We start from the raw sequence: 22029 nt of genomic DNA, 5'->3' as shown, positions 1-22029 counted from the left end.
CACGGCGAAGGCGCCGCCCCGCACGGTGCGGGGCGGCGCCTTCGGTGCGCGGGGCGGGGGCGTGAACGGCCCCCGGTGACGCGGTCAGTAGACGGGCTTCTCCGGCTCGATCTGGTGGACCCAGCCGATGACGCCGCCGCCGACGTGGACCGCGTCGGCGAATCCGGCGGACTTGAGGACGGCGAGGACCTCGGCGGAGCGGACGCCGGTCTTGCAGTGCAGGACGATCTTCTTGTCCTGCGGGAGGTCCTGGAGGGCGTTGCCCATCAGGAACTCGTTCTTCGGGATCAGCTTGGCGCCGGGGATCGAGACGATCTCGTACTCGTTCGGCTCGCGGACGTCGATGATCTCGATCTGCTCGTCGGCGTCGATCCACTCCTTGAGCTGCTTGGGCGTGATCGTCGCGCCCATCGCCGCTTCCTGGGCCTCCTCGGAGACGACGCCGCAGAAGGCTTCGTAGTCGATCAGCTCGGTGACGGTGGGGTTCTCGCCGCAGACCGCGCAGTCGGGGTCCTTGCGGACCTTGACCTGGCGGTACGTCATCTCCAGCGCGTCGTAGATCATCAGGCGGCCGACGAGCGGGTCGCCGATACCGGCGAGGACCTTGATCGCCTCGTTGACCTGGATGGAGCCGATGGACGCGCAGAGCACACCGAGGACGCCGCCCTCGGCGCAGGAGGGCACCATGCCGGGGGGCGGGGGCTCCGGGTAGAGGCAGCGGTAGCAGGGGCCGTGCTCGCTCCAGAAGACGGACGCCTGGCCGTCGAAGCGGTAGATGGAGCCCCAGACGTACGGCTTGTTCAGCAGCACGCAGGCGTCGTTGACGAGATAGCGGGTGGCGAAGTTGTCCGTGCCGTCCACGATCAGGTCGTACTGGCTGAAGATGTCCATCACGTTCTCGGCTTCGAGCCGCTCTTCGTGGAGGATCACGTTCACGTACGGGTTGATGCCGAGCACCGAGTCCTTGGCGGACGCGGCCTTGGAGCGGCCGATGTCCGCCTGGCTGTGGATGATCTGGCGCTGCAGGTTCGACTCGTCGACCTCGTCGAACTCCACGATGCCCAGGGTGCCCACGCCGGCCGCGGCGAGGTACATCAGGGCGGGCGAGCCGAGGCCGCCGGCCCCTACGCACAGCACCTTGGCGTTCTTCAGCCGCTTCTGCCCGTCCATCCCCACGTCGGGGATGATCAGGTGGCGGGAGTACCTGCGGACCTCGTCGACGGTGAGCTCCGAAGCGGGCTCGACCAGGGGTGGCAGCGACACGGAAGACCTCAACAAGGGGGTTGGTCGGTGTGGGTCAGTACGGTTGTTCTGTCCGTAACACTGCCACGCCCGTCTTCATTCCAAGACACCCGGTCCGATGCGCGAGACGAAATCGTCCCAGTAGCCGGGCAGGGTCCCAGGTGCCGTCCGTGAGGCCGCACAGCGCGGCGGCGGTGCGGCGGGTGGCGGGCAGCGCGTCCCGCCCGGCGGGGGCGCGGCCCAGCAGGAATCCGTCGGCCTTGTACCACTCCAGGAAGCGGTGGGCGTCGGCGATCAACTCGCCGAGGGGCCGGGCGCCGTACCGCAGATCGAGATGTCCCAACAGGCGGACACCCGTCTCACGCAGTCGGGCCGCGGCGGGCAGACAGCGCGAGTCCGGGCGGTCGCCGGGGCCCCCGGCGACGTCGAGGACCGCCCGGTGGACCGGGGCGGCCGGGGCGTAGCCGGGCACCGGCCCCGCCACACCCCGGGGGGCCTCCCTGGGGGCGACGAACCCCCGGGAGACCCGCAGCAGTTCGGCCCACTCGGTGGGCGCGAGCAGCGGGTGGGCGATGCCCGGGACGCCGGCCCCGAAGGGACCGGCGCCGGTGGGGGTGCGGGTCGTGCCCGCGGTGGTCAGATGCGGCATGCGGCCTCCATCCAGATGTCGGCGAGGGATTCCTCCAGTCCGATCCGCGGCCGCCAGCCGAGCCGGTCGCGCGCGGTGCGCACATCGGCCTGCTGCCAGGTGCCGCAGCCGTCCGGGTAGGGGTACGTGGGTGGCGCGGCGCCGTGCTCCGGGGACGGGCCCGGGATGATCAACCGGGCGGGCGGCGAGTCCAGTTCGTGCAGGGCGCCGCCGAATCCGGCGACCCGGGCGAGGACGGACGCGGCCTCCCGCAGCCGCACCGCGCGCCCGGTCCCGATGTTGACGACGCCCTGCGCCGCGGAGAGCGACGCGGCGTGCACCGCGCGCGCCACATCGCGGACGTCGACGAAGTCCCGCTGGACGCCGAGGCCGCCCAGCTTCAGTTCGCCGTCGCCGGACTGCATGGCGCGGCGCATCGCCTCGGCGAGCCGCCCGAGCGGCGATCCGGCGGGGGTGCCGGGCCCGACGGGTGAGAAGACCCGCAGCACGACCGCGTCGAGGCCGGAGCCGAGGACGAGTTCGGTGGCGGCGAGCTTGCTGACGCCGTAGGGGCCGCCGGGGCGGGGTACGGCGTCCTCGGCGGTGGACGAGCCGGGCTGCGAGGGGCCGTACTCGGAGGCGCAGCCGAGGTGGACGAGGCGGGCGCCGCAGCCGCTGCGGCGCAGCGCCTCGCAGATGGTGGCGACGGCGACGGTGTTGTGGCGGGTGAGGTCGCGGGCGCCGCCGCGGGTGGCGCCGGAGCAGTTGACGACGACGCCGGGGTGGACGGCATCGAGGAAGCGGGTGAGCGCGCCGGGGCTGCCGGTGGCGAGGTCGAAGCGGACGTCGGCGTCGTCGCCGCGGCCCAGCACGGTCAGTTGGACGGCGGGGTCGGCGAGCAGGCGGTCGGCGACATAGCGGCCGAGGTAGCCGTTGGCGCCGATGAGCAGAACCCTCATCGGGCGACCCCCTGGTGCTCATGGCGTGCGGTCGGGTGGACGTTCATGTGTCGTGCTCCTCGTGGGACGGGGCGGTGGTGGTGGTTCGGCCGCGGGCGGGCGGCCGCCGCGGGACGGCGGCCCGGAGGGGGTCGTGGTCCGCGCCGATCGCACGGGTGGGGCCCGTGGGGCGTCGGTGCCCGGGGCCGGCGGGAGGGCTTTTCGCCGGATCATGGCCGGGCCGCCTCCGGCTCCTCGGGGGCGGGGTGGGCCCGGGCGCCGGTGAGGGTGCGCAGGGCGTGGCCCAGGAGGACGAGGGCGGCGGTGGCGCAGGCGACGGCCGGTACGGCGGCGGGGCCCGCGGCGGCGGTGAGCGCGTCCACCGGCCGGGCGAGCGCCCCCGCGCCGGGCAGCCGGGCGATGAGCACCAGGGCGAGGGCGACGACTTCGAGGGCGGCGGCCGCCGCGGGCCCGGCGACCGCGGCGGCGGGGAAGCCGTGGACGGCCAGCAGCCGGGCGAGGAAGAGCAGCGTGCCCAGGGCCGTGGTGGCGACGAGGGCGGCGGGCGGGTCGGCGGGGCCGCCGGTGAGAGGGCGGGCGCCGAGCAGCAGGGCGAGCTGCGCGGCGGCGTACAGCAGGGTGGCGCCGAGCAGCAACGGGCGGACGCGGGAGGCGAGTTCGCCCAGTCCCCGGCTGACGGCGAGGCCGCGCCGGGCGCGCCGCGCGAACCAGCGGGCGAGCGCCGCGGCGGGCGCGACGGCGCAGGTCAGGGCGAGCGCGGTGGCGGGGTCGGGGTGCGGCCACGACAGCGGGAGGTCGGGCCCGCCGGAGAGGAGTGCGGTCAGCGGGGCGTCGCCGAGGAGGGCGTGGCCGACGGCCCAGGCGACGGCGAGGACGGCGGTCGCGGACGGGCGCCCGGCCCGGCGGAGGTGCAGCGGACCGGCGCGCAGACACAGCCGGAGCGCGAGGAGGACGAGGACGGTGCCCACGGCGGCGGTGGCGGGCCGGGCGAGCGGGTGCCCCGGATGGACGGCGGTGAGCGCCGTGAGGGTGGCCGCGCAGAGCGCCCCCGGCAGCAGCTGGAGCACGGCCCGCACGGCCGCCCCGCGCCGGACGGGCTCCCGGGGCGGCGCGGCGGCGGCACGGGCGCGGGGCACCCGTGCGTACAGCTCCTCGGCGAGCGAGAAGACGTCACGGTGCCGGAAGCGGGCGGCGGTGCGGTCGGTGACCCCGTGTGCCTCCAGCCCGGCGGCGATCTCCAACGGGTCGACGGCGTGCGCGCACAGGCGGCGGTGACGGTGGATCAAGGTGCGTACGGGATCGGCGGGTTGGGCGGGAGACGCTTCCAGGGGCGGGTTTTCGGTGGCCGACGCCTCTCGTGGCGGGTGCGCCGCGGGTGTCGCGTCCGGGGGCGGACGCCCCGCAGGGGTCGCATCCCGGGGCGGGCGTACGGCGGGGACCTCGTCCCAGGAGAGGTGCCCCGCGGGGGTGGCGTCCCGAGGCGGCTGCCCGGGGGCGGACGCGTCCGAGGACAGGCGCCCGGCGGGCGTCGCCTCCCGGGCCGCGCGCCACCCGGTGGACAGCGGTCCGACGGGCGTCGCCTCCCGGGTCGGGCGCCCCGCGCCGAGGGGGCGTCGGGTCGCGCGCCAAGCGGTGGCAGAGTGACGGGCCGGGCGCCCCGGGGCAGCCGGGCGGCCGGGGGTGCGGGAGGGCTCGCGGTCCTGGGAGTCCGTGCCCGGGGTCATCGCGCCTCTCCTCCTGTGGCCGCCGGGCGGCGGCGCGGCCCGGGTGCGGCCCAGCTCGGGGTGCGGTCGGTCGGGGGCGTACGGGGGGCGGCGTCGCCGCGACGCCCGGGGAGGTGGGTCTCGGCGGGGCGGGCGAAGGGGTGCGGGGTGCCGGGGGCGGGGTCCGGGTGGGCGTGGGCGAGGAGTTCGAGGTAGATGCCGCGGAAGGCGGTGAGGTGGCGGTCGACGGTGAAGAGTTCCAGGGCCCGGGCGCGGGTGGCGGCGCCGAGGCGGGCGCGGCGGGCCGGGTCGGTGAGCAGGGCGAGGCAGGCGTCGGCGAGGGCGCGGGGGTCACCGGCGGGGACGACCAGGCCGGTGCCGCCGATGACCTCGCAGACCGCCCCCGCGTCGGTGGAGACGGTGGCCCGGCCACTGAACATCGCCTCCACCAGGGTGTGCGGGAACCCCTCGTCGACGCCGGAGAGCACCACGACGGCGGCGGTGGCGTAGGCATCGGCGACGGGGGGCGCCCCGGGGGCGGCCGGCTCCTCGAAGCGGACCGGGCCCGGGGCCCCGGGGAAGAGCCGGTCGGCGAGGGCCCGGCAGTGGGCGAGGTAGGCGGCGGCGTCGGGGGCGTCGCCGGGCCCGCCGACGATCCGCAGGGTGGCGTCGGGCACGGCGGTGCGGACGTGGGCGAAGGCGCGCAGCAGTCCGGCGAGGTCCTTGGCCGGTTCGACGGGACCGGCCCACACCAGGGTGGTGGCACCGTCGGCCACGGCGTCGGGCACCCGGAGGAACGGCCCGGCGGGCACGCCCGGGTGGACGGTACGCAGCCGCTGCGGCGCCGCACCGCACCGCTCCTGCCAGCGGCGGGCATGGGCGGTGCCGGGGGTGATGAGCGTCGCGCGGGCGTACGTCTCGGCGGCCAGGGCCCGTTGGAAGGCGGCGAGGAGGGCGCGGGCCGGGGCGTTCAGCGGGGTGGTGGCGCGGTCGAGGTGGTGCGCGCGCAGCCCGGGGCCGTCCTCGGTGACCAGGAGCGGGGTGCCGAAGAAGCGTTTGGCCAGCAGCCCGGCGAGGGCGGTCGGACCGGCGGCCGTGGCGTGGCAGAGGTCGACGGTGTCGAGGCCGGGGGCGCCGTCCCCGTACCAGTCGAGGGAGAGCGGACGCAGCGCCTCGTCGAGGTGGGTGGTGACCGCGAGGAGGTCGGGGACCTGGACGGCGTGCGCGGCGGGGAGTGCGCCGGGGGCGCGGCAGGCGCGCTCCAGCAGGCGCAGGGCGGCCTCGGAGCGGAGCAGGGCGGGCAGGTCGGCGTGGTCGCGGGCGAGGTCGGCGAGGCCGTGGAGACCGGCGGCGAAACGGTCCGCCTGGGTGGCGGTGCCGCCGGGTTGGACGGCGAGCGCGGCGGCGAGTTCGGCGAAGTGGCGGGCGAAGCGGCGGCGGGCGGCGCGGTCCGGGGTGCGGCCCCGGCCGTCGGCGCGGCGGGCCGCCGGGCCGGGCACGGGACCGGTACGGCGCGCCCCGTCGGCGTACGACGGGTCCGTGGGGCGGGCGGCGGGCGGTGCGGGGAGGGCGAACTCGGTGAACTCGTGGCCGGGCAGCCCCTGGACGAGCCGGTCGTACCAGCGCCGGGCGCCACACGGCGCGCCGGGGTGTGCACCGTCGGTGAGCAGTCCGATGTGCACGTGTCCACTCCCGTTCTGCGGTCTCGGCGTGTGTCGGCATCCGGCGGTACGGTCCGGGCCGCCGGTTGCGGAACGACGCTACGCAAAAGGCCCGGTGGCGCGATGGACGGTTGTCCATCGCGCCACCGGAAGGGGTGAACGGTCGTAACTTTCCACCCCACGGGGCGTTCTTATACGCTAAGCAGTGAGTTCGCCCCCGGGGCGCCCTGGTGCGGGTGCGGTCCGGGGGCGCGGTCGGACGGGATCCCACGGACGCGGCCCGGGGCATCTCCCCGAGGCCCTCACCGCTCCCCCGGCGCACGGCGTGCCGGACGGCTCAGACGCGGGCGCGCGCCGCCCGCCGCTCGGCGGCAACCTCCGGATCGAGGACCGGTACGGCCGCCAACAGCCCCTGGGTGTAGGGGTGTTGGGGGTGGTCGTAGACGGTGTCGACGGGGCCCTCCTCGACGATGCGTCCGGCCCGCATCACGGCGACGCGGTCGCTGGCCGCGCGGACGACGGCGAGGTCGTGGGCGATCAGGACGACGGACAGGCCGAGGTCACGGCGGAGTTCGGCGAGGAGGTCCATCACCTGGGCCTGGGTGGTGACGTCCAGGGCGGAGACCGGTTCGTCGCAGACCAGCAGGCGGGGCCCGGGGGCGAGGGCGCGGGCGATGCCGATGCGCTGGCGCTGGCCGCCGCTGAACTCGTGCGGGTAGCGGTGGTACCACGCCGGGTCGAGGCCGACGCGTTCGAGGAGTTCGCGCGCCCGGCGGACGACGGTGGCGTCGTCGAGGCCGCCCGCCGCGCGCAGCGGGTCGGCGACCGACTCCCCGATGGTGCGGCGGGGGTTGAGGGAGGACACCGGGTCCTGGAAGACCATCTGGAGTTCGCCGCGCAGCGGCCGCAGCGCGCGCTCCCCCAGGGTGCCGAGGTCGCGGCCCCGGTAGCGGAGGGTCCCGGCGGTGGGGTCGAGGAGGCGGACCAGCATCCGTCCGACGGTGGTCTTGCCGCTGCCGGACTCGCCGACGAGGCCGAGCGTCTCACCCGCGGCGACGGTGAGGGAGACGTCGTCGACGGCGACGGTGCGGTCGCCGCCGAGGACCGAGCCCAGGGGCCCGCCGCGGCCGAACTCCCGGCGCAGTCCCCGCGCTTCGAGCAGCGGGGCGCCGTTGTGGTCGTCGTCGCCCGTGGTGGGCCGAGGCACGCGGTCGGTGACGGTCGCGACGGCGGTACGGGCCGCGGGGACGGCCGGACGCACGGGCTCGTCCGGGCGCGCGGAATCGTCCGGAGGCGCGGAATCGTCCGGGCGCGCGGGCCCGGCCGGACGCGGAGAATCAGCCGGTCGCCCGGCCGCGGGGCCACGGCGCCCGGCATCGGCTCCACGGCGCGCGGCACCCGCCTCGCGCCCCTCCTCCTCGTACGCCACCCCGGCGTGCGCCGCCCGCTCGCGCGCCGTCTCGATCCGGGGGACGGCGGCGAGGAGGGCACGGGTGTAGGGCTCTCGGGGCGCACCCAGGACCTCGGTGACGGGGCCGTGTTCGACGGCGCGGCCACCGCGCATCACGAGGACGTCGTCGACGCTGCCCGCGACGACGCCGAGGTCGTGGGTGACGAGCAGCAGTCCGGTGCCGGTCTCGGTGCGCAGGGTGTGCAGCAGGTCGAGGATCTGCGCCTGGACGGTGACGTCGAGGGCGGTGGTCGGCTCGTCGGCGATCAGCAGCCGTGGCTCGCAGGCGAGGGCCATGGCGATCAGGGCGCGCTGGCGCATGCCGCCGCTGAACTCGTGCGGGCGGGAGCGGGCGCGGCGGGCGGCGTCGGGGATGCCGACCCGGTCCAGGGCTTCCACGGCGCGGGCGCGGGCGGCGCGGCGGGAGACGCCGGGCCGGTGGACGCGGTGCACCTCGGCGATCTGGTCGCCGAGGGAGTGGTACGGGTCCAGGGAGGACAACGGGTCCTGGAAGATCATCGCGGCGGTGGCGCCGCGCAGGGCGCGCAGGTCGGCCTCGGGCGCCGCGAGGACGTCGGTCCCGGCGACGCGGACGGTGCCCTCGGTGCGGGCGCCGGTGCCGCGGTGCAGGTCGAGGAGGGTGGCGGCGACGGTCGACTTGCCGGAGCCGGACTCCCCGACGATGCCGAGGGCGCCGCCGGGCCGGAGGGTGAACGAGAGCCCGTCGACGGCGCGTACGGCGTCGGCGCCCCCGGTGGCGGGGAAGGTGATCGTGAGGTCGCGGACCTCGACCAGCGGGTCGGCCGGGGCCGGGGCCTCGGCCGGTTCCGTGGCCGGTTCCGTGGCCAGGGGGGCGGTCATGTCAGCGTCACCCTTCGATCGGCGAGTGCGTAGAGGACGTCGGCGACGGCGCCCGCGAGGACGACGGCGGCGCCGACGCCCAGGACGGCGCCGACGACGACGGGGAGGTCGACGGTGCGGACCGACTCGACGGTGAGCCGCCCGAGGCCGGGCAGCCCGAAGAGGGATTCGGTGAGCATCGCGCCGCCGAACATGGTGCCGAGGTCGACGGCGTTGAGGGCGACGACGGGCGGCAGGGCGCCGCGCAGCGCGTGCCGCCCGACGATCCGGCGTTCGCGCAGCCCGTAGGCGCGGAAGGTGCGGATGTGGTCCTCGGCGAGCGTCTCCAGGGTGGCGGAGCGGGTCAGCCGGGCGTACTTGGCGGACTCCAGGAGGGCGAGGGTGGTCCAGGGCAGCAGCAGGTTCCACGCCCACTGCTCGGGGTCCTCGGTCAGCGGCACGTAGGTGGGGAACGGCAGCCACTGGAGGGTGGCGCAGAAGACCATCAGCAGCAGCAGTCCGGTGATGAAGACCGGGGTGGCGGTGCCGGTGAGGGTCAGCACCGTCAGGACGCGTTCCGTGGCGCCGCCGCGGCGCAGCGCGGAGAGCAGTCCGGTGCCGACGCCGAGCAGCAGCCACAGCACCATGGCGCCGACCGCGAGCGAGGCGGTGACCGGCAGCCGGGAGGCGAGGAGCTGGGCGACCGGCTGGTCGTTCTGGTACGAGAGGCCGAAGCAGGGCGCGGGGCAGTGCAGGACGCCGGTGCCGGTGGAGTAGTCGCGGCCGGTGACCAGGCCCTGGAGGAAGTGCAGGTACTGCACCGGCAGCGGTTCGCCGAGCTGAAGCTGGTCGCGGACCTGCGCGATCTGCTCGGCGTTGCAGCGCGGGCCGCAGGCGAGTGTGGCGGGGTCGCCGGGTGCGACGTAGAACAGCGCGTACACGGCGACGGAGAGCAGCAGCAGGACGAGGAGGGCGCCGCCGGTCCGGCGCAGGACGTAGGCGGTCATCGGGTGGCGCCCTTCGGCGGTCGGGCGGCGGCGCGGGTGCCGACCGCGAGGCGGGAGCGTTCGCGCGGGTCGAGGGCGGTGCGGACGGCGTCGCCGAGGACGGTGCAGGCCAGCACGGTGACGAGCAGGCAGCCGGAGGGCAGCAGGACGTACAGCGGGTCGGCGCGGAACCAGGTGGTGGCGGTGGAGAGCAGCTGGCCCCAGGAGGACGTCGGCGGGGTGACGCCGATGCCGAGGAACGACAGGGACGCCTCGACGACGATGTTGGTGGGGACCAGCAGCGCCGCGTAGGTGAGGACGGGCGCGGCGAGGGCGGGCAGCAGTTCGCGGCGGGCGATCTGCGTGGGGGTGCGCCCGGCGAGGCGGGCCGCCGCGACATGGTCGCGTTGGCGCAGCGACAGCGTCTGGGCGCGGACGATGCGGGAGGTGCCGCCCCAGTTCAGCAGGCCGATGACGAGGATCAGCAGCAGCGGGCGGGGGAATCCGGCCGGGACGATCGCGGTCAGCGCGACGGCGAAGACCAGCATCGGCAGCGCGACCAGCACATCGGTGAAGCGGCTGAGGACGGAGTCGAGGAGGCGGCCCCCGGCGCCCGCGGCGAGCCCGATGGCGACGCCCAGCGCCACCTGGACGACGGTGGCGCCGAGCGCGACGAGGAGGGAGACGCGGGCGCCGTACAGCAGGCGGGCGAAGAGGTCGCGGCCGGTGCCGGGTTCGACGCCGAGCCAGTGGTCGGCGCTGATGCCGCCGAAGGAGCCGTAGGGGACGCCGCCGCGGGCGGAGTCGACGAGCTGGTCGTGGTACGTGGTGGGGTCCTGGCCCTCCAGCGCCGTCAGCAGCGGGGCGCCGAGGGCGAGGAGGGCGAGGGCCGCGAGCACGGCGGCGGCCACGACGGCCGAGGGGCGGGTGCGCAGCCGCCGCCATGCTCCGGTGGAGGGGGTGTCGTTCATGGTGCCGCGCCTACTTGACCGCGACCTGGGAGATGTCGAGGACGCCGTCCCAGTCGCTGATCACGACGTTACGGATCGACTTGCCGTGCAGCCGCTTGTAGACGGGGTGGAACAGCGGGACGGAGAGGGCCTGCTCCCCGATCCTGTCGTCGAGAGCGCCCCAGCGGGCGGCGGCCGTGTGGAGGTCGGTGAGCTTGTTGATGGCGTCGATCTCGTGGTTGACGGCGGCGTCGTCGAGCTGGGCGTGGTTGAAGTTGTAGGCGTCCTTGACGATCTGGCGGCCGTCGAAGATGGGGGCGAGGAACGGGCCGCCGGAGGGCCAGTCGGCGCCCCATCCGCCGATGAAGAGGCCCGGTTCGTCCTTGAGGCTGTGGACGGTGTCCTTGTAGTCGTTGTCCTCCAGCCCCTTCAGCTCGACGGTGATGCCGGCCTTCTTCAGCGCGTCCTGGACGGCGGTGGCGACCTCCGGGCTGGTCGCGAAGTTCTTGGCGGTGGAGTGGGTGAGGGTGATCTTCAGGCCGTGCGGATATCCGGCCTTCTTGAGCAGTTCCCGGGCCTTTTCCGGATTTCCGGTCCTGCCGGCGGGGAAAGGGTCGGCGCCGGTGTAGCCGAAGGATTTCTGATCGGGCAGGAAGGTGGTGGCCGGTTCGGCGAGGGAGGAACCGCCGGCGGCGTTGACGACGCTGCGGCGGTTGACGGCGTAGGCGATGGCCTGCCGTACCTCGGGCTTGTCGAACGGCTTCACCTTCGGGTTGAAGGCGAGGTAATTGGTGTAGCCGAAGTGGCCGGTTCCGACGCGCTTTTCGAGTTCCTTGTCGCCGGAGACGCGGGCGAGTTCGGCGGGCCCGAGGTTGGTGTCGGTGGTGACGGCGGCGGCGTCGGGTCCGGAGCCGGTGGCGAGGCGCTGGTTGATGACGGCGGAGTCGAGACCGGAGCGGACGTCGACGGTGTCCGGGTAGGCGTGCCGCTCCTTGTCGGTCCTCTCCGACCAGTGCGGATTCCGCTTCAGCAGCAGATGTTCGCCGTCCCCGGTGTTCTTGACGACCTGGTACGGGCCGGAGGAGACGGGGTGCTCCTCGTATTTTGTGCCGGTGTCCTTGGCGCGCGGTACGGGCGCGAACTGCGTCTGCGTGGCGAGCAGCGGGAATTCACCCTCGGGCTTCTTCAGGTGGAAGACGAGGGTTTTGTCGTCGGGCGTCTCGATGGACTTCAGCCCGTCCTTGGACTTGTCCTTGTACGGGCCCTGGTATTTCTCGCCGCCGATCAGCCAGTCCCGCAAATAGGGGGCGCCGCCGGAGAGTTCGGCGGCGAAGGACCGCTCGATGCCGTATTTGATGTCGGCGCTGGTGATGGGCGTACCGTCCTCGAACTTCAGGCCGTCCTTGAGGGTGTACGTCCACACCGTGGCGTTCTTGCTGGGCCGTCCGGTGTCGGTGGCGAGGTCCGGGACGGCCTTGGTGCCCGCGGCGCCGTTCGCGCGCTTGCGGGTGGTGAGGGTGCGGAAGACGAGCGTGGGGACCTTGCCGCCGCCGGAGGTGTAGAGCCGGGCGGGGTCGAAATCGGTCTGCGGCTCGGAGTTGAGGACGGTGAGGGTGCCGCCCTTGTGCGGCGCGGCGTCGGCGCCCGCGTCCGCGGCGTCCTTCGGGCCGCAGGCGGTGGCACCGGCGGCGAGGGTGACGCCGATCGCGGCGGCGGCGACGCGGCGCGCGGTCAGCAGCAGCCGGCGGGAGCGGAGGGGGGTGCGGGCCGGTTCGGCCATGACGGGTTCGCCTTTCGCAGCGGGACCGCGCCCGGCTGCGGGGTGGCGGGCGCGGTGCGCACGAGGCCACCCCGGCGCGGGCGTGCGGGAAGAGGTCACACGGTTCGCAGGGGGAGGAAACCGGCCCGGGACCGTCGGCCGCGCGGCGATTGCCGGGGCGTCACGGTCCGTGGCGCGGGTGGGGCCTCAGCGACAGTCGATGTCGGCCACGGACTGCACGGACACGCCGATCAGCGCCAGCTCTATGGCGGCGGGGGCGACGGCGTGACGGTGCGGCATGCGCAGAACTATGGAACGCATGGCCGATTTCTGGCAAAGGTGTCTCGCGATGAGAGACCGCATATCTCACATACGAGGACGGCGTGCCGTCGGCCCGACGGGCCCGCCGCCCCGCCCGGCTCAGCGACTGCCGGGATACGGCCAGGAGTTGGGGCGGCAGGTGGCGCCGTCCGTCGTCAGGAACTTCGTCTGCTGCATCATCACCGGCGCAAGCGCCCCGGACCGGGAACAAGCCTCGTGGTCGCGGCCGAGCCGGTGGCCGACCTCGTGGTTGATGAGCATCTGACGGTAGGCGTACATCTTGTCCGGCCCGTACGTCTTCGCGCCCTGCGCCCAGCGGTACGCGTTGATCATCACGCGCGGGGTCGCCGCCGAGTCGCACGAGACGTTGTCCTCGGAGGTGTCAAGACCCGACTTGGCGCACCACACATGGGTGGTGCCGGGGCTGGCCAGCGTGATGACGAAGTCCGCGCCGCCGGAGGCGACCCGCTCGAAGGTCCGGGTGCCGCCGTGCGCCCAGCTCCGGTCGTCGTTGAGGGTCTTGTGCACCGCGTCGGCGAACAGCTGGCCGTCCAGCGGCAGTCCGGTCTCCATGTCCACGCGGTAGCGGACGACATGACCGCGGCCGGGCGCCTTCGCGGCGCCGCCGACGGGCATGAACTTCCCGGAGGCGGTCAGCTTCGCGTCGAGCGGGAACGGCTCGGCCATCCGCTGCGCGTACGAGGCGGGCTTGGCGTCCTGCGGCCGGTCCCCGGAGCGCGAGGCGCCCTCGTCCTGCGGGTCGGTGCGGTCGGGCCCGCCGCCCGAGTGGCCGGTGCCGTCCGGCCGCTGCTCGGCGACCTGACCGGCCACCACCACGGCGAGCACGGTGGTCACCGCGGCCGCCGCGACACCGGTGAACGTCCGGCCCAGCCCGCCCTTCCTGGCACCGGCGGACGGCGGCCCGTCCGGCCCACCGTCCCCGTCCACCATGTCCGTACCGACGGGGACAGCGCCGTCCGACGGAGCCGTCTCCCGCGCGAAGACCACGGAACGGCCGGTGTCCACCGGCCCGTCCTCCCCGCGCGGCGCCCCGGCGGCCGGCACGTCGAACGCCTCCAGATACTCCGGCCGGGGCCCGGCGTCACCGAGCGCACCGGCACCGGCCGTCGCGTCCGCGCCGGGGCGGACCTCGGCGGTGGCGGGGTCCGGCAGCCGGGCGTCCGGCTCGGCGGCCGCGCGCGGGCGCGGCACCCGCGGCGCGGCCGCGGCGGACGGCCGGGACGTGGGGCGGCGGACGGCGGGCGGGCCGGGCGCCGAGGCCCCCGGGACCGACGGCGGCAGGCCCCAGCCGCCGCCCGGCTCCCGCTGCTCGGGGTGGCCGCCGCGCACGCCCTCGCGTGCGGGGCCCGGGCGGGCGGCGGGCTCCGCCGGGTGCGGCCGTTCACCGTCGCCCGGTCCGCGCCTGCGGCGCCCGGTGCCCGGCTCGGCCGCGGGCGCCGGGCGCGGCACCGCCGTCTCCGTCGTGTCGTGCCCGTCCGGTGTCCCGCCTCGGCTGTGCCGTCCCACCGCTCCGTCAGCTCCTGCCCGTATCGGCCGCCGCTGTGTCGTCGATCAGTTCCCGGATGGCCCGCGCCACCGTCCGCGGGTACTCCATCATCGCCACGTGCCCGGCCTCGGGCAGCGTCACCAGCCGCGCCCCGCGGAAAGCGGCGGCGGCCCGCCGCGCCATCCGGTACGAGACGAGCCGGTCGCGCCCACCGTAGACGAGGAGCGTCGGCGCGAGCACCCGCTCCGCCTGCCGCCACAGATTGTGCTGCCCACCCAGGGTGTACGCATTGACCAGTCCGCGGGCGGAGCGCTCCATCACCTCCCAGAAATACGGGAGTTCGAGCCGCTTGGCGTACTCCTCGACCGCGTCGCGGAAGCCGTCGGGGGTGACGTTGCGCGGGTCGCCGTAGCAGAGCCCCAGCACCTCGCGGGTGCGGCGCTCGGGCGTCCAGTCGCGGGTGAGGCGGGCGAAGAGGCGGGCCGCGCCGGGCACCGCGAGCAGCGCGGTGGGGACCGCCGTCAACTGCGGCCGCAGCTCCGGCAGGGCCGGCGAGATCAGCGTCAAAGTGCGGACGAGATCGGGCCGGGCGGCGGCCACCCGCGTCACGGCGGCGCCGCCCATGGAGTTGCCGACGAGGTGGACCGGACCGCGCCCGGCCGCGTCCAGATACCGGATGACCGCGCGGGCCTGCGCGGCGACCGCGTAGCTGCCGTCGTCGGGCGGCGGCGCCTCACCGAAGCCGGGCAGATCGAGCGCCTCGCCGTCGAGCCGGTCGGCGAGCAGCGGCATCAGCGCCGACCAGTTCCGCGACGAGCCGCCGAGCCCGTGGACGTACAGCGCGGGCTCCCGCTCCCGCTCCCGCACCGCGGCCGCACCGGACTCCGACAGCGGCGCCGGGGTGCGCACACCGAGCGTCAGGCCGGAGAGCGGCACCAGCCGCAGCGTCTCGGCGGCCTCCTGCGGGCCGGGCCGTCCCGGACCTCCGGGCGGCACCGGAAGGGCTGCGGTCCGGGTGTCGGGCGACTCCGTCGAAGACATGCCGTCGATGTTACGAGATGATCACGCGCGTACCGATGTGTTCGCCGTCACACACCGCATCGCGCTGCCGCGCCCGCTCTCCTAGGCTCGATACGAAGGGCGCCCCGGCCCGCCCACGGCCGGAGGATCCGAACCGCCCGCAGCCCGGGGCGAGGAAGGCACAGCGGACCGAGAGACTCCAGAGAGGGAGCACCATGCCGGTCGATCCGAGCGACCCGGACACCTTCGACGAGGAGAACGAAACCGGCTTCTCCGACGAGGCTCCGGAGGCCGACGCCCAGGAACAGCACGCGGACGTCGCGCCCCACCGCGACGAGACACTGTCCGGCACCGACCTCGACGCCGCGAACGAGGCGGACCGCGCCGAACAGGCCCGCGTCGTGGAACTCAACGAAGACGAATATCGATGACCTGGGGTGTTATGTCACCTTCCCACAAGGGCCCGGACCGGATTTTCTCGGCTCCGACCGCCCACAGCCCGGTTACCCAAAAGTACGATGGCGGGCGCGGTGTACCACCTTGCGTACGCCGCGTACGGAACGACTTCTGGGAGGCAGCGTGAGCGCCATCGAGCAGACCGAGGCGGCACGCCCGCGGGGCACACGTCTGCCGCGCCGAGCACGGCGCAACCAGCTTCTGGGTGCGGCACAGGAAGTATTCGTCGCGCAGGGCTACCACTCCGCGGCGATGGACGACATCGCCGAGCGGGCGGGCGTCAGCAAGCCGGTGCTCTACCAGCACTTCCCGGGCAAGCTGGACCTCTACCTGGCCCTGCTCGACCAGCACTGCGAGGCGCTGCTGCACTCGGTGCGGACGGCGCTGGCGTCGACGACCGACAACAAGCAGCGCGTCGCGGCGACGATGGACGCCTACTTCGCCTACGTCGAGGACCCGGGCGGCGCGTTCCGGCTGGTCTTCGAGTCGGACCTGACCAACGAACCGGCGGTCCGCGAGCGGGTCGACAAGGTCTCGCTGGAGTGCGCCGAGGCGATCTGCGCGGTGATCGCCGAGGACACCGGCCTCTCGCGCGACGAGTCGATGCTGCTGGCCGTGGGCCTCGGCGGCGTCTCGCAGGTGGTGGCGCGCTACTGGCTGGCGGCCGAGAGCAAGGTCCCGCGGGAGACCGCGGTGGGCCTGCTGACCTCCCTCGCGTGGAAGGGCATCGCGGGTTTCCCGCTGCACGGCATCGATGCCCACTGACCGTGTTCGCTCCCGGCGTGCCCCGGGGCGCCCTGCACCTCCCCGTACCGGGCTAATGTGTGGTGCGTACGGCGCGGCTGGCCGCGCACCCAACTGACCGTCGGAGGGACATCAGCCGTGGAGGTCAAGATCGGCGTGCAGCACGCGCCCCGCGAGATCGTTCTCGAGAGCGCGCAGACTGCCGAGGAGGTGGAGGGCGCCGTCGCCGACGCCCTCGGCGGCAAGTCGCCGCTGCTGAGCCTGGTGGACGAGCACGGCCGCAAGGTCCTGGTCCCGTCGGACCGGCTCGCCTACGTGGAGATCGGCGAGCAGTCGGTCCGCAAGGTCGGCTTCGGCGCACTCTGACCCAGGGGCGCCCCACAGGCGCCCGAGGCACACCGCGGACGGCGGCCGGGATTTCCGATCCCGGCCGCCGTCGGCGTTTTCCGGGGGCGCGGCCCGACGGGACCACGGCGGTACGAGTTGCGGGGCCGCGGCTCGCCGGTTTGCGGAGCCGCCCCTCTCCCGCTTCCGGGGCCTTCCGCTTCCCCTTCCGGTTCGCCCTCCCGCACCCAGGGCACCCCGCCACCGTCCGCGCTCCCGGCCGGAACGGCTCGCCTCATCCGCCCCATGCACCCCTGCTTCCCCACAGGTTCGGCGGAACGGAGGCATGAGGGTTGCTGAGCGTGGCTGATGGGTACCACCGCCTACGACCGATTTGTTCGTCCGGTCGGTCCGGTCGTCAGCCGTAACGCGGGAGGGAACACGCATGATCTGGGAAGCTCTGGGCGCCGTCGTCGTCGGTCTGGCCCTCTCCTTCACCGCCACCCGCCAACTGCCGGAACGGTTCCCCGCCCGCTCCCTGGCGCTGGCCACCGGCCCGGTCGCCGCTCTGCTGGGCGCGCTGCTGACCCGCTCGATCCTCGGCCCCGGCCACCCCGTCCAGACGCTCGCCGCGGCCGTCGCCGTGGGCGCCGCGCTGCTCTCGGTGCTGATCCGCCCGGCCCGCGGGGCGCTGCGCGGCTCGGCCCCCGCCTGACACCCCCGTATACATACGGCGCGGCCCCGGACCGGGTGGTCCGGGGCCGCGCCGTCGTCATGTCCGCGGGGCGTCGCCTACGCCGCCAGGCCCAGGGCCGCCATCCGCTTGGTGTGCGCCTCGGTGATCCGGGAGAACATCCGGCCGACCTCGGCCAGGTCGAAGCCGTCGGCGACGCCGCCGACCAGCATCGTCGAAAGCGCGTCGCGGTCGGCGACCACCCGCTGGGCCTGCGACAGCGCCTCGCCCATCAGCCGCCGCGCCCACAGCGCCAGCCGCCCGCCGACCCGCGGGTCCGCCTCGATCGCGGCGCGCACCTTCTCGACGGCGAAGGTCGCGTGGCCGGTGTCGTCCAGGACGGTCAGCACCAGGTCCCGGGTGTCGGAATCCAGCCGGGCAGCGACCTCCCGGTAGAAGTCACTGGCGATCGAGTCGCCGACGTACGCCTTGACCAGGCCCTCCAGCCAGTCCGACGGCGCGGTCTGGCGGTGGAACTCGTCCAGCGCGGCGGCGAACGGCTCCATCGCCTCGTTGGGCTCCGCCTCGATGTCGGCGAGGCGCCGCCGCAGCCGCTCGAAGTGGTGGAACTCCGCCGACGCCATCTTGGCCAGTTCGGCCTTGTCGTCCATGGTCGGCGCGAGCTTCGAGTCCTCCGCGAGCCGCTCGAAGGCGGACAGCTCGCCGTAGGCGAGGGCGCCCAGCAGGTCGATCACGGCGGCGCGGTAGTGCGGCTCGGCGGATGCCTCCGTCCAGGTCTGGGCGGCGATCCCGGTCGGTTCCGGCGCGTCGGCGGTGGCGGTGTCTGGCGTCTCCATGACCGGCACAATAGTCGCCGGACAGCCCCCGCAGCGCCGGGCCGCCGGGTCCCGTGGCGCCCGCCCCGACCGGCCGGGACCGTGTCCGGCCGCGCGGCGCGGGCGGCTTGTTCCCTTTCTCACTCAGACAAGCCTTCGGATGTCCCGTCGCATCCGGGGTACAGTGGTAATGCGCCTGCCGAGTATCGGCGGGTCGTTCCATGCATGCGGATGCCCGGTCGGTGGCCCGATCGGCTCCAACCCGACCGCCCTCCCCCGCGGCGCGTACGCGACGTACGCATCAGCAGGAGGGACACCGCTCGCGGCAGGAGTGCCTGAGCGTTGGCAGTGGTCCCGCGCGCCGTCGGCTTTGCAACCCGGCCCGTACACATCCCGTACGAAGCGCGGTACGACCCCCTTCGCCGCCTCACGCCGCGTCTCACAGAAGAGGCAAGATTCTGTCTACGTTCCGAGAGCTCGGGATTTTCCCCGAGACCGCCGAGGCCCTCGAAGCCGTCGGCATCATTTCCCCCTTTCCCATCCAGGAGCTGACGCTCCCCGTCGCGCTCTCCGGCAGCGACGTCATCGGCCAGGCGAAGACCGGCACCGGCAAGACGCTGGGTTTCGGCCTGCCGCTGCTGGAGCGCGTCACCGTCCCCGCCGACGTCGAGGCGGGCCGGTCCACGCCCGAGCAGCTGACCGAGGCGCCGCAGGCGCTCGTCGTCGTCCCCACCCGCGAGCTGTGCCAGCAGGTCACCAACGACCTGCTCACCGCCGGCAAGGTGCGTAACGTCCGGGTGCTGGCGATCTACGGCGGCCGGGCCTACGAGCCGCAGGTCGAGGCGTTGCAGAAGGGCGTCGACGTCATCGTCGGCACCCCGGGCCGCCTGCTCGACCTCGCGGGCCAGCGCAAGCTCGACCTCTCGAAGGTCCGCAGCCTGGTGCTGGACGAGGCCGACGAGATGCTGGACCTCGGCTTCCTGCCGGACGTCGAGCGGATCATCCAGCTGCTGCCTGCCAAGCGGCAGACCATGCTGTTCTCGGCCACGATGCCCGGCCAGGTCATCTCGCTGGCGCGCCGCTACATGTCGCAGCCCACCCACATCCGCGCCACCGCGCCGGACGACGAGGGCCAGACCGTCGCCAACACCACCCAGCACGTCTTCCGCGCGCACTCCATGGACAAGCCGGAGATGGTCGCGCGCATCCTCCAGGCCGACGGCCGGGGCCTGGCGATGGTGTTCTGCCGGACGAAGCGGACCGCCGCCGACATCGCCGACCAGCTCGCACGGCGCGGTTTCGCGTCCGGCGCGGTCCACGGCGACCTCGGCCAGGGCGCCCGCGAGCAGGCGCTGCGCGCCTTCCGTAACGGCAAGGTCGACGTCCTGGTCTGCACCGACGTCGCCGCCCGCGGTATCGACGTCGAGGGCGTGACGCACGTCATCAACTACCAGTCCCCCGAGGACGAGAAGACCTACCTGCACCGCATCGGCCGCACCGGCCGCGCGGGCGCCAAGGGCACCGCGGTCACCCTCGTCGACTGGGACGACATCCCGCGCTGGAAGCTGATCAACAAGGCGCTGGACCTCTCGTTCGACGAGCCGGAGGAGACGTACTCCACCTCCCCGCACCTCTACGAGCAGCTGCACATCCCGGCGGGCACCAAGGGCGTGCTGCCGCGCTCGGAGCGGACCCGGGCCGGGCTCGCCGCCGAGGAGGTCGAGGACCTCGGTGAGACCGGCGGCCGCGGTCGCGGTCGCGGCCAGGCCCCGGAGGCCACGGAGGAACGCCCGCAGCGGACCCGTACCCCGCGGCAGCGGCGGCGTACCCGTAGCGGCTCGGCCGTCGACGGTGACGCGGCCCCGCAGCCGCAGGCGGACGCCGCGCTGGACACGGCGGAGGGCGCCCCGGCCGAGGGCGAGTCCCGGCAGCCGCGCCGTCGGCGCCGTACCCGTACGGGCCGGGCGGCGGCCGAGGCCGTGACGCCGGTCGCGGACGCGCAGCCCGCCGCACCCGCCGCCGAGGAGGCGGAGGCCGCCCCGGCGAAGCCGCGCCGCCGCCGGACGCGTGCGGCGAAGCCAGCCGAGGCGCAGGCCGTGGTGGAGGCCGTAGAGGCGCAGGCCGTGGTGGAGGCCGTGGAGGCGCCCGCCGCCCCGGTCGCCGAGGAGGCGCCGGTCAAGCCGAAGCGGACCCGGAAGACCGCCGCGGCCAAGGCCGTGGAAACCGCCGAGGGCGCCGAGGCCCCCGCCAAGCCGAAGCGCACGCGGAAGACCGCGGCGGCGAAGGCGGCGGAGGCCGTGGACACCGCCGAGGCCGCCGACGCCCCGGCGAAGCCGAAGCGGACGCGGAAGACCGCCGCCAAGGCCGTCGCACCGGAGGCTTCCGGCGAGGAGGCCCCGGCGAAGCCGAAGCGCACCCGGAAGACCGCCGCGGCGAAGGCGGCGGAGGCCGCCGACACCGCGGAGGCCGCCGACGCCCCCGCGAAGCCGGTCCGCCGCCGCACCCGCGCGAAGGCCCCGGCCGCCGAGGCGACGCCGGAGAGCTGATCCGCAGCGCACGACCGACGGCCCGTTCCCGCCCATCCGGCGGGGGCGGGCCGTCGGGGTGTTCCGGGGCGTCGGCGCGTCCCTGCGCGGGGGCGTGCCCGCCGTGGCCGGATAGCCTCGGATCATGAGCAGGCCGCCGACACTTTCGCTGCCCCCGTGCGCCAGCGCGTACCGCCTCGTCACCGCGCGCGGGGAGTTCGCCGTGCACGACGCCCGGCCCGAGCGGGCGCCGCTCGGTACGGCGCTGCTGGTCCCGGGGTTCACGGGCAGCAAGGAGGACTTCATCGCGCTGCTCGCGCCGCTCGCGGCGGCCGGGTTCCGGGCGGTGGCGGTGGACGGCCGCGGGCAGTACGAGTCCCCCGGCCCCCGTGACGTCGCCGCCTACGAGCAGGGCGCGCTGGCGCAGGACGTGTTGGCGCAGGCCCGGGCGCTGGGCGGCCGGGTGCATCTGCTGGGGCATTCGTGCGGCGGGCTGGTGTGCCGGGCCGCGGTGCTGACGGACCCGGGGCCGTTCCGGTCGCTGACGGTGCTCAGCTCCGGCCCGGCGGCCATCGACCCGGCGCAGCAGAACCGCGTACGGATGCTGATCGACGCGCTCGGCACGCTGGACATGGCGACGGTCTGGCAGGCGATGCGGGCGCTCGACCCGCCGGAGGCGCCGGGCGCCGGAACGCCGTCGGAGATCGGGGAGTTCCTGCGGCGCCGCTGGCTGGCGACCGTCCCCGAGCAGTTGATCACCACAGGGCGGCAGATGCTGGAGGAGCCGGACCGGGTCGACGAGCTGGCCGCGGTGCCGCTGCCCAAGCACCTCGTCTCCGGCACGGTGGACTACGCCTGGCCGGTGCCGCTGATCGACAAGATGGCGGCGCGGCTGGCCGCCCGCCGCACGGTCGTCCCGGGCGCGGAGCACTCCCCCAACGCGGAGCGCCCCATGGAGACCGCCGCCGCGCTGGCCGCCTTCTGGGGCGAGCACTGAGCCGTCCGGGACGCGTACCCGGTGACGGCGCGCGCTGACCTGCGGCCGTACGAACCGGTGTCCGCGGCGTTCCGGCCGGGCTCGTCGTCGCTTCCTCACCTGCAAATACTTAGACCATCGAAAATTTTCCTTAGCGTAGGGAATGTTTGCAGGGGGCCAGGACGTTGGACAGGTCGGAAGCTCGGGCAGCGACGCCCGCGCTCGCCATCCATCAGTTCTCCTGCAGGAGGATCAGACGAAGGGAAGCCGTATGCGCTTCGAGATCATGCGCCTGGACGATGTCGACGGCACCGCCGTGGACAGCACCGTCGTGGACGCCGCCTCCGTCAACCGGATCGTGCAGCAGGCCGCCGCAATCGGCCAGCGCATCTACATCCGCCCGGCCGACACCGTCGCCGCCCGGTAACACCGACGCCGCCCCGCGCGGTACGCACGGATGCGCCCCCGT

At 74.8% G+C, this 22029-nt stretch carries 20 protein-coding genes; 7 read left to right on the top strand and 13 right to left on the bottom strand.

Going from position 1 to position 22029, the window contains the following annotated elements:
* Positions 1-84 precede the first annotated feature (84 nt).
* The 12 genes from moeZ to OG422_RS21025 form a co-directional block, all read right to left on the bottom strand.
* Positions 85-1263, bottom strand: a complete 1179-nt coding sequence (gene moeZ / locus OG422_RS21080; protein WP_143943822.1) for an adenylyltransferase/sulfurtransferase MoeZ — start codon at positions 1261-1263, stop codon at positions 85-87.
* A gap of 34 nt (positions 1264-1297) precedes the next feature.
* Complete coding sequence (locus tag OG422_RS21075) at positions 1298-1891, bottom strand: hypothetical protein (protein ID WP_405744349.1); 594 nt, start codon at positions 1889-1891, stop codon at positions 1298-1300.
* Positions 1879-2829 carry an NAD(P)-dependent oxidoreductase gene (locus OG422_RS21070; protein ID WP_143943821.1) on the bottom strand — a complete coding sequence of 317 codons (951 nt, stop codon included), beginning with the start codon at positions 2827-2829 and terminating at the stop codon, positions 1879-1881. The genes OG422_RS21075 and OG422_RS21070 overlap by 13 nt, the downstream gene beginning before the upstream one ends.
* A gap of 209 nt (positions 2830-3038) precedes the next feature.
* Complete coding sequence (locus tag OG422_RS21065) at positions 3039-4115, bottom strand: hypothetical protein (RefSeq protein WP_405744346.1); 1077 nt, start codon at positions 4113-4115, stop codon at positions 3039-3041.
* Positions 4116-4549: 434 nt separating this feature from the next.
* Entirely contained in the window at positions 4550-6214 is a 1665-nt protein-coding gene (locus OG422_RS21060) for a glycosyltransferase (RefSeq protein ID WP_405744344.1), read from the bottom strand.
* A 316-nt stretch (positions 6215-6530) separates the two neighbouring features.
* Positions 6531-8504 (bottom strand): dipeptide ABC transporter ATP-binding protein, encoded by a 1974-nt coding sequence (locus OG422_RS21055; protein WP_405744342.1) that lies wholly within the window; start codon positions 8502-8504, stop codon positions 6531-6533.
* Positions 8501-9490 (bottom strand): ABC transporter permease, encoded by a 990-nt coding sequence (locus tag OG422_RS21050; RefSeq protein WP_405744336.1) that lies wholly within the window; start codon positions 9488-9490, stop codon positions 8501-8503. The genes OG422_RS21055 and OG422_RS21050 overlap by 4 nt, the downstream gene beginning before the upstream one ends.
* Positions 9487-10440, bottom strand: a complete 954-nt coding sequence (locus OG422_RS21045; RefSeq protein ID WP_405744333.1) for an ABC transporter permease — start codon at positions 10438-10440, stop codon at positions 9487-9489. The genes OG422_RS21050 and OG422_RS21045 overlap by 4 nt, the downstream gene beginning before the upstream one ends.
* A gap of 10 nt (positions 10441-10450) precedes the next feature.
* Positions 10451-12199 carry an ABC transporter substrate-binding protein gene (locus OG422_RS21040; protein ID WP_405744331.1) on the bottom strand — a complete coding sequence of 583 codons (1749 nt, stop codon included), beginning with the start codon at positions 12197-12199 and terminating at the stop codon, positions 10451-10453.
* Between the two features lie 186 nt (positions 12200-12385).
* On the bottom strand, positions 12386-12499 hold the full coding sequence (locus OG422_RS21035; RefSeq protein WP_405744328.1) for an Ms4533A family Cys-rich leader peptide: 114 nt from the start codon (positions 12497-12499) through the stop codon (positions 12386-12388).
* Between the two features lie 99 nt (positions 12500-12598).
* Positions 12599-14026: a DUF3152 domain-containing protein gene (locus OG422_RS21030; RefSeq protein WP_405744325.1), complete on the bottom strand. Its 1428-nt coding sequence runs from the start codon at positions 14024-14026 to the stop codon at positions 12599-12601.
* A 7-nt stretch (positions 14027-14033) separates the two neighbouring features.
* Entirely contained in the window at positions 14034-15047 is a 1014-nt protein-coding gene (locus tag OG422_RS21025) for an alpha/beta fold hydrolase (protein ID WP_405744323.1), read from the bottom strand.
* 194 nt (positions 15048-15241) lie between these two features.
* Here OG422_RS21025 and OG422_RS21020 point away from each other — a divergent pair, with 194 nt between their 5' ends.
* From OG422_RS21020 to OG422_RS21005, 4 genes are all read left to right on the top strand, one after another.
* Positions 15242-15457 carry a hypothetical protein gene (locus tag OG422_RS21020; protein WP_143941501.1) on the top strand — a complete coding sequence of 72 codons (216 nt, stop codon included), beginning with the start codon at positions 15242-15244 and terminating at the stop codon, positions 15455-15457.
* A gap of 148 nt (positions 15458-15605) precedes the next feature.
* The gene (locus tag OG422_RS21015; protein WP_143941500.1) at positions 15606-16247 is read left to right on the top strand and encodes a TetR/AcrR family transcriptional regulator; all 642 of its coding nucleotides are present in this window, start codon (positions 15606-15608) and stop codon (positions 16245-16247) included.
* A gap of 117 nt (positions 16248-16364) precedes the next feature.
* Entirely contained in the window at positions 16365-16592 is a 228-nt protein-coding gene (locus tag OG422_RS21010; protein ID WP_143941499.1) for a DUF3107 domain-containing protein, read from the top strand.
* A 403-nt stretch (positions 16593-16995) separates the two neighbouring features.
* On the top strand, positions 16996-17265 hold the full coding sequence (locus tag OG422_RS21005) for a hypothetical protein (protein ID WP_405744318.1): 270 nt from the start codon (positions 16996-16998) through the stop codon (positions 17263-17265).
* 77 nt (positions 17266-17342) lie between these two features.
* Here the strand turns inward: OG422_RS21005 and OG422_RS21000 are convergent, their stop codons facing one another.
* Entirely contained in the window at positions 17343-18080 is a 738-nt protein-coding gene (locus tag OG422_RS21000) for a ferritin-like fold-containing protein (RefSeq protein ID WP_143941497.1), read from the bottom strand.
* A gap of 221 nt (positions 18081-18301) precedes the next feature.
* Here OG422_RS21000 and OG422_RS20995 point away from each other — a divergent pair, with 221 nt between their 5' ends.
* The 3 genes from OG422_RS20995 to OG422_RS20985 all read left to right on the top strand — a co-directional run bounded on the left by OG422_RS20995 (position 18302) and on the right by OG422_RS20985 (position 21987).
* On the top strand, positions 18302-20605 hold the full coding sequence (locus tag OG422_RS20995) for a DEAD/DEAH box helicase (RefSeq protein WP_405744316.1): 2304 nt from the start codon (positions 18302-18304) through the stop codon (positions 20603-20605).
* Positions 20606-20729: 124 nt separating this feature from the next.
* Positions 20730-21581 (top strand): alpha/beta fold hydrolase, encoded by an 852-nt coding sequence (locus OG422_RS20990; protein WP_143941495.1) that lies wholly within the window; start codon positions 20730-20732, stop codon positions 21579-21581.
* A 250-nt stretch (positions 21582-21831) separates the two neighbouring features.
* Positions 21832-21987: a hypothetical protein gene (locus tag OG422_RS20985; protein ID WP_169750032.1), complete on the top strand. Its 156-nt coding sequence runs from the start codon at positions 21832-21834 to the stop codon at positions 21985-21987.
* Positions 21988-22029 lie beyond the last annotated feature (42 nt).

The sequence above is a fragment of the Streptomyces sp. NBC_01525 genome, assembly GCF_045040405.1.
GTDB classification, from domain to species: Bacteria; Actinomycetota; Actinomycetes; order Streptomycetales; family Streptomycetaceae; genus Streptomyces; species Streptomyces benahoarensis.
This window is presented reverse-complemented; position numbering and strand designations above follow the sequence as displayed.

What these genes read in the sequence shown, in the direction of transcription:
- OG422_RS21075 (WP_405744349.1), bottom strand. Translation starts at nt 1,891, where the DNA reads ATGCCGCATCTGACCACCGCGGGCACGACCCGCACCCCCACCGGCGCC.
- OG422_RS21070 (WP_143943821.1), bottom strand. Translation starts at nt 2,829, where the DNA reads ATGAGGGTTCTGCTCATCGGCGCCAACGGCTACCTCGGCCGCTATGTC.
- OG422_RS21055 (WP_405744342.1), bottom strand. Translation starts at nt 8,504, where the DNA reads ATGACCGCCCCCCTGGCCACGGAACCGGCCACGGAACCGGCCGAGGCC.
- OG422_RS21050 (WP_405744336.1), bottom strand. Translation starts at nt 9,490, where the DNA reads ATGACCGCCTACGTCCTGCGCCGGACCGGCGGCGCCCTCCTCGTCCTG.
- OG422_RS21045 (WP_405744333.1), bottom strand. Translation starts at nt 10,440, where the DNA reads ATGAACGACACCCCCTCCACCGGAGCATGGCGGCGGCTGCGCACCCGC.
- OG422_RS21040 (WP_405744331.1), bottom strand. Translation starts at nt 12,199, where the DNA reads ATGGCCGAACCGGCCCGCACCCCCCTCCGCTCCCGCCGGCTGCTGCTG.
- OG422_RS21035 (WP_405744328.1), bottom strand. Translation starts at nt 12,499, where the DNA reads ATGCGTTCCATAGTTCTGCGCATGCCGCACCGTCACGCCGTCGCCCCC.
- OG422_RS21025 (WP_405744323.1), bottom strand. Translation starts at nt 15,047, where the DNA reads ATGTCTTCGACGGAGTCGCCCGACACCCGGACCGCAGCCCTTCCGGTG.
- OG422_RS21020 (WP_143941501.1), top strand. Translation starts at nt 15,242, where the DNA reads ATGCCGGTCGATCCGAGCGACCCGGACACCTTCGACGAGGAGAACGAA.
- OG422_RS21005 (WP_405744318.1), top strand. Translation starts at nt 16,996, where the DNA reads ATGATCTGGGAAGCTCTGGGCGCCGTCGTCGTCGGTCTGGCCCTCTCC.
- OG422_RS21000 (WP_143941497.1), bottom strand. Translation starts at nt 18,080, where the DNA reads ATGGAGACGCCAGACACCGCCACCGCCGACGCGCCGGAACCGACCGGG.
- OG422_RS20990 (WP_143941495.1), top strand. Translation starts at nt 20,730, where the DNA reads ATGAGCAGGCCGCCGACACTTTCGCTGCCCCCGTGCGCCAGCGCGTAC.
- OG422_RS20985 (WP_169750032.1), top strand. Translation starts at nt 21,832, where the DNA reads ATGCGCTTCGAGATCATGCGCCTGGACGATGTCGACGGCACCGCCGTG.